Annotated in this window: 12 protein-coding genes; 4 read left to right on the top strand and 8 right to left on the bottom strand. The window is 61.2% G+C overall.

Features of this window, described 5'->3' with window-relative positions; all coding sequences use genetic code 11:
- Positions 1-2 precede the first annotated feature (2 nt).
- Genes FBAL_RS11085 through FBAL_RS11065 form a run of 5 tightly spaced genes read right to left on the bottom strand, consistent with a single transcriptional unit; the run spans position 3 to position 4,908 of the window.
- A complete protein-coding gene (locus tag FBAL_RS11085) occupies positions 3-1,007 on the bottom strand; it encodes an NAD-dependent epimerase/dehydratase family protein (protein WP_013345696.1) in 1,005 nt (334 codons plus the stop codon).
- Between the two features lie 12 nt (positions 1,008-1,019).
- The gene (locus FBAL_RS11080) at positions 1,020-1,388 is read right to left on the bottom strand and encodes a DMT family transporter (RefSeq protein ID WP_013345695.1); all 369 of its coding nucleotides are present in this window, start codon (positions 1,386-1,388) and stop codon (positions 1,020-1,022) included.
- Positions 1,389-1,395: 7 nt separating this feature from the next.
- Positions 1,396-2,130 (bottom strand): SDR family oxidoreductase, encoded by a 735-nt coding sequence (locus tag FBAL_RS11075; protein WP_013345694.1) that lies wholly within the window; start codon positions 2,128-2,130, stop codon positions 1,396-1,398.
- A complete protein-coding gene (locus FBAL_RS11070) occupies positions 2,127-3,422 on the bottom strand; it encodes an FAD-binding oxidoreductase (RefSeq protein ID WP_013345693.1) in 1,296 nt (431 codons plus the stop codon). The genes FBAL_RS11075 and FBAL_RS11070 overlap by 4 nt, the downstream gene beginning before the upstream one ends.
- On the bottom strand, positions 3,415-4,908 hold the full coding sequence (locus FBAL_RS11065; RefSeq protein WP_171814264.1) for a UbiA family prenyltransferase: 1,494 nt from the start codon (positions 4,906-4,908) through the stop codon (positions 3,415-3,417). The genes FBAL_RS11070 and FBAL_RS11065 overlap by 8 nt, the downstream gene beginning before the upstream one ends.
- A gap of 330 nt (positions 4,909-5,238) precedes the next feature.
- Between FBAL_RS11065 and add the strand changes: the two genes are divergently transcribed.
- From add to FBAL_RS11050, 3 genes are all read left to right on the top strand, one after another.
- Positions 5,239-6,237: an adenosine deaminase gene (add, locus tag FBAL_RS11060; protein WP_013345690.1), complete on the top strand. Its 999-nt coding sequence runs from the start codon at positions 5,239-5,241 to the stop codon at positions 6,235-6,237.
- 51 nt (positions 6,238-6,288) lie between these two features.
- Positions 6,289-6,666, top strand: a complete 378-nt coding sequence (locus FBAL_RS11055) for a PH domain-containing protein (RefSeq protein WP_013345689.1) — start codon at positions 6,289-6,291, stop codon at positions 6,664-6,666.
- An 80-nt stretch (positions 6,667-6,746) separates the two neighbouring features.
- A complete protein-coding gene (locus tag FBAL_RS11050) occupies positions 6,747-8,144 on the top strand; it encodes a metal-dependent hydrolase family protein (RefSeq protein WP_013345688.1) in 1,398 nt (465 codons plus the stop codon).
- Between the two features lie 51 nt (positions 8,145-8,195).
- On the opposite strand, the gene FBAL_RS11045 is transcribed toward FBAL_RS11050, so the two are convergent.
- The 3 genes from FBAL_RS11045 to FBAL_RS11035 are packed head-to-tail and all read right to left on the bottom strand — an operon-like array spanning position 8,196 to position 13,446.
- On the bottom strand, positions 8,196-11,288 hold the full coding sequence (locus tag FBAL_RS11045) for an efflux RND transporter permease subunit (RefSeq protein WP_013345687.1): 3,093 nt from the start codon (positions 11,286-11,288) through the stop codon (positions 8,196-8,198).
- An 11-nt stretch (positions 11,289-11,299) separates the two neighbouring features.
- Positions 11,300-12,379: an efflux RND transporter periplasmic adaptor subunit gene (locus tag FBAL_RS11040; protein ID WP_013345686.1), complete on the bottom strand. Its 1,080-nt coding sequence runs from the start codon at positions 12,377-12,379 to the stop codon at positions 11,300-11,302.
- The gene (locus tag FBAL_RS11035; RefSeq protein ID WP_013345685.1) at positions 12,379-13,446 is read right to left on the bottom strand and encodes an efflux RND transporter periplasmic adaptor subunit; all 1,068 of its coding nucleotides are present in this window, start codon (positions 13,444-13,446) and stop codon (positions 12,379-12,381) included. Before FBAL_RS11035 ends, FBAL_RS11040 begins: the two co-directional genes overlap by 1 nt.
- 199 nt (positions 13,447-13,645) lie before the next feature.
- Between FBAL_RS11035 and FBAL_RS11030 the strand changes: the two genes are divergently transcribed.
- Positions 13,646-14,356, top strand: coding sequence for a TetR/AcrR family transcriptional regulator (locus tag FBAL_RS11030; RefSeq protein ID WP_013345684.1), 711 nt, complete (start codon positions 13,646-13,648; stop codon positions 14,354-14,356).
- The last annotated feature ends 15 nt before the right edge of the window (positions 14,357-14,371 follow it).

The following is a 14,371-nucleotide window of genomic DNA, read 5'->3' as shown; positions in this document are numbered from 1 at the left end:
GATCAGGCGCGCTCCAGGTCAGGGTCATCCTGCTGTTGGCTACGGTAACTGTCGTACGCGGCAATCAGCATGGTCTGGTCATTGTCCTGAGGTTCCCACCCCAGCTCCTTTTTACCGGCCTGGATATCCAGTACGCAGGTTTCGTCGGCAATCAGGTACTGCTCCGGGTCCATCAACGGTGAGTTGATGCGGTCCAGCCCGGCCAGTACCGCTTTGACCAAGAAGGCCGGGGTCGGCATCAGAATCGAACGGCTTTGAGCGTGCACAATCAGTTGCCTGAGCAGAACGTTGACGGGGGGCGGATTGGCGGAACCGAGGTTAAAGGCCCGGTTGGGATAGCCCGCATCGATGGCGGCAAGGCAGGCTTCGGCACAATCGGATACCGAGATGAACTGGTAGTGGTTATTGCCACTGCCGATGGTGGGCACCGGCAGGTTCATGTCGATCAGCTTAAACAGCTTTTCCAGAATCCCCAGCCGGCCCGGGCCGATGATCAGTCGCGGCCGGAATATGGTGATATCAAAGCCCTCCTGGCGGTAGCGTTCGCACAGCAGTTCACTCTGGTATTTGGCCTCGCCGTAGGGTCCCAGCGGGACCCGGGGATGGGACTCGGTGCGGGGGTGCTCACGGGTATGGCCGTACACCATATCGGTGGTGAAGTAGATCAACCGTTTCGCGCCGCGCTGCTTCAGGTAGTTCAGCACGTTTTCGGTGCCCTGGTAGAGCACCGTCCAGAAATAGGATTGGCGCTGAGCCCGGGGCAGAATGGGCACCAGCAGGCGCGCGGCAAAGTGGTAAACATGGTCCTCTGGGGTGACCTCAAGCGCCTTCAGGCTGTCCGCCTGGCACACATCCACCGGAACATAGCTGACCAGCGGGCTCTGGTAGATGGGCGAGTCTTCGCTGCGTTTAATGTCGGCGATTACCACGGTTTCCTGCCGGGCGATCAGTTTTTTGCACAACTCGGTGCCGAGAAAACCATCGCCGCCAAGAATGATGTGTCTCATGCCAGTCTCCTGTCAGTTTTTTGCCACGATGGCTACGCCGGTACAGATAAACAGCACACCCAGCACCCGCCAGGCGTTGACCCCCTCAGACAGCACCCAATAGCCGTAGGCCGTTGTCAGCACAAAGGACAGGCCAAGGAAGGGATAGGCGTAGCTGATTTCCACTTTCGACAGCACGTAGAGGTGGGAGGCCATGCTGATCACCATTACCAGCAAACCACCCATGACATAGCCGTTGAGCAGAACGGATGCGCCCATCTGTTTTAGCCCGGTGGGATTGAGCTCCACCGGACCGATCACCGTCATGCCCTTTTTCAGCATGATCTGAGAGAGAAAATTGGTGAATACCGTAAACAGTATGGCAGGGATGTAGTGCGCCATGGTCGCCTCACAGTTTCAGCCGGTTAAACAGGGGTTGGGGAATGGCTTTGATCAGCGCCATGATGGCCCACCAGTATCCCGGCACGTAAACCTCGCTTCGGCGGCGGCGCACCGCACTGAGAATGCCCTGGGCGACGGTGTCCGGTTGCGCCCACAACGGGCCCTTATTGAATTCGGCGGTCATCGGCGTATCGACAAAGCCGGGTTTCACGGTGATCACCGTGACGCCTTTTGGGGCGAGGCGATGGCGCAGCCCCTCAAGAAAGGTGTTGAGCAGGGCCTTGGCGCTGCCGTAGACGTAGTTGCTCTGGCGGCCGCGATCCCCTGCGACGGAGCTGATCACCACCAGGGTGCCGCGCCCGGCCTGTTCCAGCCGGTTGGCCAGCGGCGTCAGCAGTGCAATCAAACCCAGCGCGTTAACGCGGATGCTGTCCAGAGCGGCCTCTGGACTGCTCTGGCATTGGGCCTGATCCGGCAATACCCCCTGAAAGCAGTAGGTCAGGTCCGGTACGCGGTTTTCCGGGCAACAGCGGGCCATCAGCATGGCGATCGCTTCCGGATCCGCCAGATCAGCCACTTCGGTTTGCACCTGTGCCGCGCCGCGGACGGTCAGATCGGCCGCAAGGCGTTCCAGTTTCGCTTGATTACGCCCCACCAGAATCAGCTCATCACCCTGTTCGGCGTGGTGCCGGGCAAGAGGTTTGGCGATGGCGGAGGTGGCGGCGAGTAACAACACGATCATGAGCGGGCTCCATTATCGACCCGGCGCCAGAAATCGGAGCTGAAACGGGGATCGCATTGGTGACGGAAGGGCTCCAGCGCCGGGTAGGTGCGCTGGAAGTCGTTGGGGTCCATTCGGGCATCCTTGGCGGGGTAGAGTCGACCACTGTGGTCCCGCAGGATGGCGTCCAGCTCCCGCATCAGGCTCAGTGTGCTCTCGCCCCGGTTGGGCAGGTCCAGTGCCAGACAGATGCCGGGCTGGGGGAACGACAGCAGGCCCGGAGAGGGCTTGTCGGCAAACACCTTCAGCACGCCGAGGAAGGAGCCTGTGCCCGCGGATTGGATCCGCTCCAGAATCGATTGCATGCCCGCCTTGGCTTCCAGTGGCATGACACACTGGTACTGGAAGAATCCCTTACGGCCATAAAGCCGGTGCCACTGGTCGATACCGTCGAGCGGGTAGAAGAAGGGGATCAGCGATTGCTGCTTGTTGGGTTGGCGCAAGCCTTGCCGGTAGTAGAGCTCGTTAAAGGCCGAGATGGTGGCGCGGTTCATCACCCCGCCGGGCAGATTAAAGGGCATTCTGGGCCGCCACCCCTGGCGCAGTGGCTTGCTGGCTGCGCTGTGCTCGCCAGCGTAAAACAGCCCGCGACATCGACCGGCCTTGGCGGAGAAGCAATCGAGCCAGGCGACGGTGTATTCGGTGTTCTGGTGCCGGGCGGACAAGGCGATAAATTCATCCAGATCCTGGAAGGGCTGGGTCTGTACCGTCACCTGATTGCCCGGGATGGGCTTAAGCTGGATCTCGGCCCACAGAATCAGTCCTGTCAGCCCCAGTCCGCCAATAGTGGCAGCAAACAGCTCTGGCTCCTGTTCGGCGGAGCACACCACTTCGCCCCGGTCACTGCGCCAAAGACCGATCTCCCGGACATGGCAGCCAAAGGTGCCGGCGCTGTGATGATTTTTGCCGTGGACATCGTTGGCGATGGCGCCGCCAATGGTGACCGACTGGGTGCCCGGAGTGACCGGCAGAAACCAGCCTTTGGGCACAAAGGTCTGTACCACCTGCGCCAGGGTGACCCCCGCTTCACAGCGCAATCGCCCGTCCTGGAAACTGAGATAGTGGTCCCAGCTGCGGGTGTCCACCAGCAGCCCTTCGCTGTTGACGCAACTGTCGCCATAGCTGCGTCCCAGCCCAAACGGCAGCAGGCTGCCGCTGAGGGTGTTCAGTTGTTCCGGGCTATCAAGGCGGTGAACCCGCTGGGGTGGCGTAGGCAGATGGCCCCAAGGCAAGTAATCACAGGTTTCAGCCAAACCACACCTCCCCATTGGCGGCCAGCAGAACAATCAGGGCACTGAGCCCGATCAGCACCTGGCTGGTGCGGTCCCGGATGGCAAACAACACCGGGTCTTCATGCAGTTCGCCCCGGTAGGTCAGCATCCAGATCCGGGCCAGCCAGAACAGCAGCACCGGGCAGAGCAGCCACAGCAGCTCCGGCAGGGCGTAAAGGGTGCGCACCTTTTCGCTGTTGATGTAGAGGGTGATGATCAGGGTGGAGACGATGCCGCAGCCGCTGCCGTACATGGTGAGCAGGGGGTTGTCCTGAGGCTGATAGCCCCGCACCCGCACCACCTTCGGTTGCAGGCGCAACTTATTGGTGATTTCGGTGACCCGCTTGGCCATCGCCAGACTGAGGAAGAAGAACAGCGAAAAGGCCATCAGCCAGAACGACGGTGGGCCGCCCACAATCATCATGCCGATAACGATCCTGAGGGTATACAGCCCGGCCAGCACAAACACGTCGATCAACATCTGGTGTTTCAACCAGAGGGTGTAGGAGAGGGTGACGACACCGTAGAGCAGCATGGTCAGGCCCACGGCAGTGGGCAGTTGGCTGGCGATGAGCAGGCAGCCCATCAGCAGCGCCGGGATCAGCGCCAGCGCCGTTGCCAGCGAGATCTGTCCGGAGGCGTAGGGTCGATTGCGCTTTTCATGGTGCTGACGGTCGGATTCCAGATCCATCAGGTCATTAAAGATATAGGTGGCGGAGGCCAGGGCGCAGAACGCCACCAGCGTGGCCAGTGCCAGGCCAATGGTTTGCGGCTGCAAACTGCCGTGGCCCAGCAGCAGCGGCACCAGGATCAGGACATTTTTGCTCCACTGGTGGGCCCGCACCGCCTTGATGTAGTGCTTGGCGGCCAGAGGCTTGGTCCAGAAGACCCCCCGCAGGTTGGCGTGGTTTCGCACCCACCGGGCAAACTGGCGGGAGCGGGTCACCACCAGGGCGCGGCGACTGTGTTGCCAGATCGCCAGGTCTTTCTTCTCGTTGCCGATGTAATCAAAGCCCGCAGAGCCAAACCGTTCCAGCAGGTGTTTTGCTTTGTTGTGACCGGTCATATTGGTGGTGCCGTCGGAGCCGATCACCCCATCAAACAGCCGCAGGTGCCGGGCCACCGCCTCCGCCAGATGCTGGTCGGTACCGGTACAGAGCCACAGTGGCCTTTTGCGGGCCTGCTGCTCCAGATAATGCAGCAGAGGCTTGTGGTAGGGCAGGGTGGTGACATTGAGATTGACCTGATCGGCCAGCGACCGCTTAAACGCGGCCAAACCCTGGGTGAACGCCAGCCAGAACAGGCCGAACAGCGCCATGGGCCGGGTTCGCAGCAGGACCACCAGCTGCTCCAGCAGCAGGTCGGTCTTCAACAGGGTGCCATCCAGATCAACGCACAACGGCACACCAGCCTGACTGATGCGGCCAGGAGGGTGCTGTGGTGCCAGAGAGTGAATTTTTGATGCCAAACCTGGATGCCCCGGATAAACGTTTAATTGAATCGACTGAAGTTCAACAAAAACAGTCCGATGAACGGGAGGACCGTCAATGAATATAGTCAAGGGGATGAATAACGGCAGGCGAGGCGGGGCTCTGATTGAGTGAAACTCTGATGTCAGGACGACGATATCGGGCCAATAACGCAGTCACAGCAAGGGCTTAGCCAGCACGAATGGCGGGGCAATTCTGCCAATTTGATCACCTTTCGGTTATCCTGAGCGCACTCTATAGTGACACATCAGGGCGACGACAGATCACCCGCACCGTAGAGCAACATAAAAACCAACAGGAAACTCCAGATGATTGATACTTCGTTGCCTTTGGTGGATCTGCATCGCCACCTCGACGGCAATATCCGACCCAGAACGATCTGGGAACTGGGACAGCAGCACAACCTGGTGCTGCCAGCCGACCGTTTTGAGGCATTGATCCCCCATGTGCAGATCACCGATAACGCCCCGGACCTGGTCACCTTTCTGGCCAAGCTCGACTGGGGTGTCGCCGTTCTTAAGGATTACGACGCGGTGCGCCGCGTGGCCTATGAAAACGCCGAAGACCTGAAACTCAATGGCATCGATTATGCCGAACTGCGTTTCTCCCCCGCCTACATGGCCATGACCCACGGTCTCGAACCCGAGGGTGTCGTGGAAGCGGTGGTGGATGGCGTTCAGGCGGGTTGCCGGGACTTTGGGGTGAAAGCCAAGCTGATTGGTATCCTGAGCCGGACCTTCGGCGCCGACGCCTGCCATGCCGAGCTGCAGGCCTGCCTGGCATTTCGGGATAAGCTCACCGCCATGGACCTGGCCGGTGATGAACTGGGCCAACCTGGGCCGCAGTTTGAAGACCACTTCCGCATCGCCCGTGATGCCGGTTTCCGACTGACCATCCACGCCGGTGAAGCGGCGGGCCCGGAGAGCATCTGGCATGCGGTGCGTGAGTTGGGCGCTGAGCGGATTGGCCATGGTGTGAAAGCGGTTCAGGACCCGGCTCTGATGGATTACCTGGTGGAACACGGCATTGCACTGGAATCCTGCCTGACCTCCAATGTGCAGACCACCACGGTGGCAAACCTGGCGGATCATCCGATCACCACCTTCCTGAAGCATGGCATCACCGTCACGCTGAACACCGACGACCCGGGTGTCGAAGGGGTCGATCTGGGCCATGAGTATGAGGTGGCCGCGCCGGCCGCCGGTTTGTCCGCACAGGACTGCCGAACCCTGCAGGAGAATGGCCTTAAGGCCGCGTTCCTGTCGGAGCGCGAGCGGGATGAACTGCGTCAGGCCAAACGAGCCTGATACCCCCAGCCCGGAGCCTTGCTCCGGGCTTTTTTGTATTAAGGAGAGACGATGGGATTGCTCGATGGATTGATGGGAAACGCCACCGAAGTGAACGCCGCAGAGTTGCAGGATGAGCTGGCGCCCATTCTGGCGAGCCAGGAGCAGGTGCAGCTGGCTTATCGTGTGGTGCGGGACATGTTCGTGTTTACCAATAAACGGCTGCTGCTGATCGACAAGCAGGGGGTGACGGGCAAAAAGGTGGAGTACCACTCCATCCCGTTTAAGTCGATCACCCACTTTCTGGTGGAAACCAGCGGCCGCTTTGACCTGGATGCCGAGCTCAAAGTGTGGATCTCCGGCCAGTCCGAACCGCTGACCCGGGAACTGAAAAAGGGCACCGATGTGGTGGGCATTCAGCGCGCCATAGCCGAACTGGTACTGGGCTGACGGCCAAACCGCCACCAATTCCCTCTTTGCCTATACTCCGTTGCATTAATACCGAAATAGCAATGGGATGGGAGGACGGGATGAAACCAATTGGGTCAATGGCGCTGGCCGTCGGGCTGGCCATCGGGTTGGCATCAGACGGCGCAGCGCAGGCGGAAACCACTGCACCTCAACAGGTGCTGTTTACCAACGTCAACGTGTTTGACGGCGTCAATGACAAGCTGGTGCGCAACGCCCAGGTTCTGGTTGAAGGCAACCTGATCAAAACCGTTTCCACCGGTTCGCTGTCCGCGGCCGGTGCCACCGTCATTGATGGCGGTGGCGGCACTCTGCTGCCCGGCTTTATCGAAAATCATGCCCACCTGATGTTGCCGGGCCCGACGCTGCCGTCGATGGAGGCGAACAGTACCTGGGAAGACCTCGCCATTCACGGTACCCAGATGGCCCAAATGTACCTGATGCAGGGCTTTACCACGGTGCGTGACGCCGGTGGGGCCAACGCCGGGTTGCGCCGCGCCATCGATTCGGGCCAGATCAACGGCCCCCGTTTCTATCCCTCGGCCGCGTTTCTCTCCACCCGGGGCGGCCACGCGGATTTCGCCAATTACACCTCGCCCCCCGGTGAAGATTCCAACTTCAGTCGCCTCAATATGGCCCAGGAAGTGGACAGTGTGGCGGCGATGCACAAGTTTGCCCGCAACAACTTCCGGATGGGGGCCACCCAACTGAAGTACATGCAGTCCGGTGGTGTGGTCTCCGCGTTTGACCCCTGGCAACTGCTGGCCGGTTCGCCAGAGGAGATCAAAGCCGCGGTGCAGGTGGCCAACGAGTACGGCAGCTACGTGATGGCGCACTCCTATCGTAAGGAGGCGATCATGAGTGCGCTGGAAGCGGGGGTAAAAAGCATTGAGCATGGCTTTATGTTCGACTGCGAAATCTCCGAGCTGATGGAGGAGAAGGGGGCCTACATCACCACCAACCTGACCGCCTTTGATCCGGGCCTGCTGGACATTCCGGCGGTACGCGATGTGCCAGCCAGCCTGGCCAAGGCCAAATCCGCCAGTGCCGCGTTTGCGGACTACATCGACAACATGAAGCGCTGTCCCGCCAAGCGCGGTTTTCATACCGACTGCGTTGGCACGGTGGCCGCCTGCAATATCCAGATCGCGTACGAGAAACACCTGAATAACCACTTCTTCGGGCCCCATGCGTCACTGGTGGCCATGACCTCGGTGGGCGGTGAGATCGCCGCGCTGTCCGGCGACTTTATGAACCCCTACACCGAAGGCAAGCTGGGAGTGATTGAGGAGGGCGCTTACGCGGACATTCTGATTCTGGATGGCAATCCGCTGGAAGATTTTTCCGTGGTGGGCACCGGCGACCAGTGGTTTGGGGCGGAGCCCCGGCCGGACAGCCCGGAAACCATCCGATTGATCATGAAAGATGGGGTGATCTACAAAAACACTCTGGGCCAGTAACGCCGTAATGTGCGCCATAAAAAAGCCCCCAATGTGGGGGCTTTTTTCGGTTTAGGCGGCCACCGGCTGAAGCGGGGTCGGTTCTGGCTGCGCTTCCTTTGCGGGTGGGGCGATGCGGTAGAAGGTGGCGTACAACACCGGCACCACCACCAGGGTCAGAACCGTTGCAAAGCCAAGGCCAAACATGATGGTCACCGCCATGGAGGCAAAGAAGGCGTCGAACACCAGTGGGATCATCCCCAGGATGGTGGTCAGCGCGGCCATGCTCACCGGCCGGACCCGGCTGATGGCGGCGTCCATTACCGCGTCATAGGGGCGCTTGCCTGAAGCCAGCTCCAGATTGAGCTGGTCCAGCAACACAATGCCGTTCTTCAGTACCATCCCGCTCAGCGACAGCAAGCCCAGCAAGGCGGTAAAGGTGAAGGGCTGGTTGGTCACCAGTAGCCCCACGGTCACGCCAATGACCGACAGCGGCACCGTCAGCCAGATCACCACCGGCTTGCGCAGGGAATCGAACAGGAACACCGTGATGATGAACATAAACAGGTAGCCCATCGGCAGTGAGCTGAACAGCATGCTCTGGGCGTCGTTCTGGGCTTCAAACTCGCCGCCCCACTCAAGGCTGTAACCCGGCGGCAGGCTGATCGCCTCTACCTGCGGGCGCAATCGGTTGAACAGGCTGGCGGCGGTTTCGTCGCCGAGAATGTCGTGGTCCGCCATTACCGTCAGGGTGCGTTTGCGATCCTTACGCTGAATCACCGAATCCTGCCACACCAGATCAACCCGGCTGACCACCTGCTGGACCGGTACGTAGGTCTGCAGGGTCGGGCTCCAGATGGTGATGTTGTCGAAGCTGCCGAAATCGACCCGCTCCGCTTCCGGCAGGCGCACCACGATGGGCAGCATCCGGGTGCCGTCGCGGTACAGCCCCACCTGGGTGCCGCCAAAGGCCATCTGCAGGGTACCGGCCAGCTCTTCGTTGCTGATGCCGAGTCGTCGGGCCTGGGACTCGTTGATCACCGGCACCAGCACCTTGGTACGTTCGCGCCAGTTGTGGCGCACATTGCGGGCGCCAGCATCGGCCCGGAACACCGTCTCCACCTGGCTGGCCAGGGTGCGCAGGGTATCCGGATCCGGGCCGCTCAGGCGGGCTTCAATCTTCGAGGCCGGTGACGGGCCGATCTCCATCAGGCGCTGCTGGAACTGCGCCTGCGGGAACCGTTGCGACAACTCGGTATCCAGTTCCCGCATCAGCCCCTGCATCCGTTCACGAGTGTCGGTGCGCACCTGCAACTGGGCGAAAGCGGCGTACTGTTTCTCCGGCTGGTAGGTGAGGGTAAAGCGTTGCATCCCCTGGCCGGTGGTGGAGGTGACGAAGTCCACTCCGGGTTTATCAAGGATGGTGGCTTCCACCGCCTGCACGGTTTGATGGGTGGTGCGGATGTCGGTGCCCTCCGGCATCCACAGGTCGAGGTAGAAAATCGGCGTATTGGAGGGCGGGAAGAAGGCGTTTTTCACCAAGCCGAAGCCCGCCCCGGCGCCCACCAGCAACAGCAGCATGGCGCCCAGAGTCAGGGCTTTGTAGCGCAGCGCGAAGCGCAGGGAACCCCGGAACAGCGTAAAGATAAAGCCCTGATAGGGATCCGCCGCATCGGTGTTATCGCTCTTGCTGTCCGTTGCCGGCATCAGCAGATCGGCCAGGAAGGGGGTGAGGGTCAGGGCGGTGATCCAGCTCAGGAACAGCGAGTAACACAGCACCCAGAACAGTGAGCCCATAAACTCCCCGGTGGCATCCGGAGAGAGGCCAATGGGGGCAAAGGCGGTGATGGCGATCACCGTGGCACCGAGCAGTGGCCAGGCGGTCTGCCTGACGATGGCGGTGGCCGATTCCAGCTTGGACAGGCCGCGCTGGCGGCCCACCAGAATGCCTTCCACCACCACGATGGCGTTGTCCACCAGCATCCCCAGCGCGATGATCAGTGCCCCGAGGGAGATGCGGTGCAGCTCCACGTTGGTCCACTGCATCATCATAAAGGTGCCGAGCACGGTCAGCAGCAGCACCAGGCCGATGATCAGGCCGCTGCGCAGCCCCATGGCAAACAGCAGCACCACGATGACGATGCCCACCGCTTCAGCCAGGCTGATGATAAAGCCGTTGACCGATTGGTCGACCTCTTTGGGCTGGTCGTAGAGGGTGTGCAGGTGGATCCCCGCGGGTTTGGCGGATTCCAGTTCTGCCAGTACTGCGTCGATGCGCTGGCCCACTTCCACCACGTTCACTCCGGTGGCAAAGCTGATGCCGAGGCTGATGGCGCTGTCGCCGTTGTACTGCACCAGGTTGGTGGGGATCTCCTGAAAGCCGCGGTGGATGGTGGCCACGTCGGTCAGGCGCACCAACTGGCCGGTATCGCGGCCGTGAATGATGGGGTCAACGCTGGAGTCAAAGCCGCCGGGGCGCAGGTAGAGGGACTCACCGTCGATGGTGATCTTACCGGCGTCCAGTACCGCGTTCTGTTGGTTCAGCAGGCCCACTACAGTGTTGACGTCCAGGTTCAGCGCGGCCAGTTTCTTCAGCGAGATCTCGATGTGGATCTGTTCCTGCTGGTCGCCCGCCAGCGCCACTTTGCCGACGCCGTCCACCAGCTCCAGCTCGCGGCGCATGTAGTCCACGTACTCTTTGAGTTCGCTGTAGCTGTAGTTGTCGCCGGTCACCATCAGCAGGATGCCAAACACGTCGCCAAAGTCGTCCATCACCTTGGGGGGATAGGCGCCCGGCGGCAGCATGGGTTGCTCGTCGGCGACTTTGCGGCGCAGCTCGTCCCAGATCTGCGGCAGCTCATCGGCGCCGTAGTCCATCTTCATGCTGACCATGATCTGTGACATGCCCGGCGTTGAGGTGGAGTTGATCTTGTCGACGTAGGGCAGTTGGCGGATCGCCTTTTCCAGCGGGTAGGTCAGCTCCTCCTCCACCTCCATGGCGGTGGCACCCGGGTATTGGGTGATCACCATGGCATCCTTGATGGTAAAGGCGGGGTCTTCAAGACGACCGAGATCCTGGAACGCCAGCACGCCGCCGATGGCGAGAATGATCAGGAACATCCAGCTGATCACCCGGTGTTTAATCGCGTATTGCGCAATGTTCATCGCTCTGGCTCTCACTCAGTCATGGGCTTGGGGTTAACGGCCATATCGGCCATCAGGCGGGACAAGCCCGACAGGATCAGCACGTCGCCCTGATTCAGGCCGCTGTCCACCAGTGCGCCGGATTGGGTGACGGCGCTGACACTCACGGCATGGGGTTGGGCACGGTTGTCCACCACTTTCCAAACCCGGAACGTACCGGGCTGCTCTGCCGCCTGCAGGGCACTCAGCGGCACGCGGTAGCCCTGGGGCAGGCTGAGCCCCGCCCTGGCCATGTCCACGGTGATGGTGGCGGGCAGGCCCGGACGCCATTTCTGGCTGGGGGCGGGCATGCTCAACCACAGCTGGAAGGCACGGCTTTGCGGGTCCAGCTCCAGAGTGTGTTCGAGGTAGCGCATCGCCACCGGTTCTGCGAAACCGTCGATGCGCGCTTCGGGGGCGTAACCGATGCTGGGGGCTTCCGGGTCGATCTGGGTCAGCAGGCTGTCCGGCACCGGGATCTGCACGTCCATGCGGTCGGCGCGATACAGGGTGGCGATCGGCTCGCCGGGGCTGAGGGTTTCAAACCGTTCTTTGTAAAGCTCGGCGATCACGCCATCAAAGGGCGAGGTCAGGGTGGTGTAACGCAGTTGGGCTTGCGCCGCCTTGAGGTTGGCTCGGGCCAGGCGCCAGTTGGCACGCAGTTCGTCCATCTCAGCGTCGGAGACGGAGCCCTGAATCAGCAACTTCTCCGCTCGGCGGAGCTGCCGCTCAATCAGGTTGAACTGGGCGCGGGCGTCGGTCAGTGCCTGCTGTTGAGTGCGATCCACCAGCGTGGCCAGCACCTGGCCCTGCTGAACCGACTGGCCGGGCCGAATGGTCAGTTGCGCCAGCTTGCCATCGATGCGGAATGCCAGTCGGGTGAGGTCGGCGGCGACCACCCGGCCATTAAAGCTGCGTTGCGGTGCCTGCTCCGGGGTGCTGACGGTCAGGGTGGCAACCGCCAACGCGGGGGCGTCCTGACGGGGTTGCTGCGGGGTGCAACCAACCATCAGCCACAGGGTCAACAGGAACAGTACGGGCCAGAGTCGAATCAGGTGACGTTCAAACATCATCACAGCCCTCCCTCCCGAACCCAGTGACGAACCCGCTGGCCCGCCTCCAGTTCATCGGCGCCGGCGGCCACCAGTCGTGTGCCCGGTTCGACACCGGACAACACCGCACCGCGGTTGTCGAGGATCAGGTCCAGCGGGATCAGGCGATCACCCTCATCGACCTGCCATACCGTCACCCGTTGACCGTCCCGGGCCACAATGGCTTCGGCAGGCAGGAACCAGGCGTTGTCGCCGTCCTGAGGCAGGCTGATGGTCACCTCTGCGGCCATGCCCGGGAGCAGGTTTTCCGCTTCGGGGCGGTCCACCGAGAGGATGACGCGGAAGCTGTTGGTGTCGCGATCCGGCTGGGCGTCGCTCTCTTTGAATCGCGCGCTCAGTTGCAGGCCCGGACGGTCGGCAAAGCGGGCGCTGAACTGCGCCTGATCGGCCTGACTGAGTAAACGGGCGTACTGGCTGGGCAGGTTGAAAGCGATATCGAGCACCCGGTCACCCTGCAGGTTGATCACCGGCTCATTGGCACCGACAACCTCGAAGGCGCGCTTGTGGGTCAGGGAGACGGCACCATCAAACGGCGCGACAAGGTGGGTGTAGGCCAGGTCGGTTTTGGCTTGTTCCAGCCGCGCCTGGGCCACGGTCAGTTCGGTTTGGGCGCGGTCGCGCTGGTCTTCACTGGTGAGTTGCTCGGCAAACAGTCGCTCGGTCCGTTGCAGGCGCACATTGGCCAATTCAAATTCGGCCTGACGCGCTTCTACCGCGATCAGGTAGTCGGTGGGGTCGAGCGTGGCCAGTACCTGTCCCTGTTTAACGGTCTCGCCCATGCGCACGTCGATCTGGTCAATCTGGCCGCCCACCCGAAACGCCAACTGTGCCCGGTTGCTGGCTTCAATCTGGGCGGAGAAACGATGGGATAGGGTGCCTTGCGCTTGCGGCACTTCGAGGATCTTCACCGGTTTTTCACTCTCTTCGGCGGGAAATGACTGCACTTCGGTGCAGCCTGAGAGGGTGAGAGCCCCGGCCAGCAGCGTGGCCAGCATCACGGTCGGGTGGGGCGTGGGTCGGTCCATCATGGAGAGCGTTCCTGCATTGAAAACGACGAGTTAACGAACTGTACTTTACTATACGGTCGGAAAGTATATTTACTCTCCCTGTGGATAGCAAATTTACTTTACATGTGGATAATAAAGGCTGAGAACGCCGTCACTGGCCAAGTTCAGGGTGCGGCAGGCATAATGCAGTTCATTGATACAACGAAGAAAGAGACCCGATATGGTAGATAAACGAAGCGGCCGCCAAAGCGCCGAAGCGGCGGAGCAGACCAAAAAGTCGATTCTGTGCGCGGCTGCCGATCTGTTTAGCCAGAAGGGATTCGATAAGGTGTCGGTGCGTGAAATCAGCGAAGTGGCTGGGGTGTCCCACGGCCTGATCCGTCACCATTTCGGCAGCAAGGAGCAGATTTGGCATCGCATCTGCGATGAGATTCATCTCTACATCCAGGGCCTGATGGAAACCCTGGTGGAGGAGGCGGACCCCAATCTGCCGCCCAATGAGCGGCTGTTTGAGATGATGATCCGGCTGATGGCCAGTCTGCTGGTGGACCCTCGCCCCTCCCGGCTGGCGGCCAGTGCCATGGGGTCAAAAGAGGAGCTGTTTGACTACCTCTATGACCTGACCGGCAAAACCGAAAAAGCCTTTGCCATGGAGCTGGAACGCGCTCAGGCGGCCGGTTACCTGACCGACTCCAGCATGGAGGAGCTGAAGTGGTTCTGCTGCCTGTTCTCGGACGCCCCCGCGACCCTGCGCCCCTTGCTGAGCCAGACCTATGGCCCGGAGCAGGACAAGGCGCTGCTGGAGCACTGGCGCCTGTTTGCCCGGTTGCTTGCGCCGATGCTGGGCATCGACAAATCGGCCATCCCTGAGCCCGCGAATTTGCGTGAGCTGATGGTGTGCGGCACCTGCGAGCCGGATCACGTGGTCTGAATTTCTCCCCGGTCC

This window comes from Ferrimonas balearica DSM 9799 (assembly GCF_000148645.1).
Lineage (GTDB): Bacteria > Pseudomonadota > Gammaproteobacteria > Enterobacterales > Shewanellaceae > Ferrimonas > Ferrimonas balearica.
Note: the sequence above shows the minus strand (reverse complement) of the source record. Positions and strands in the feature narration are given on the sequence as shown.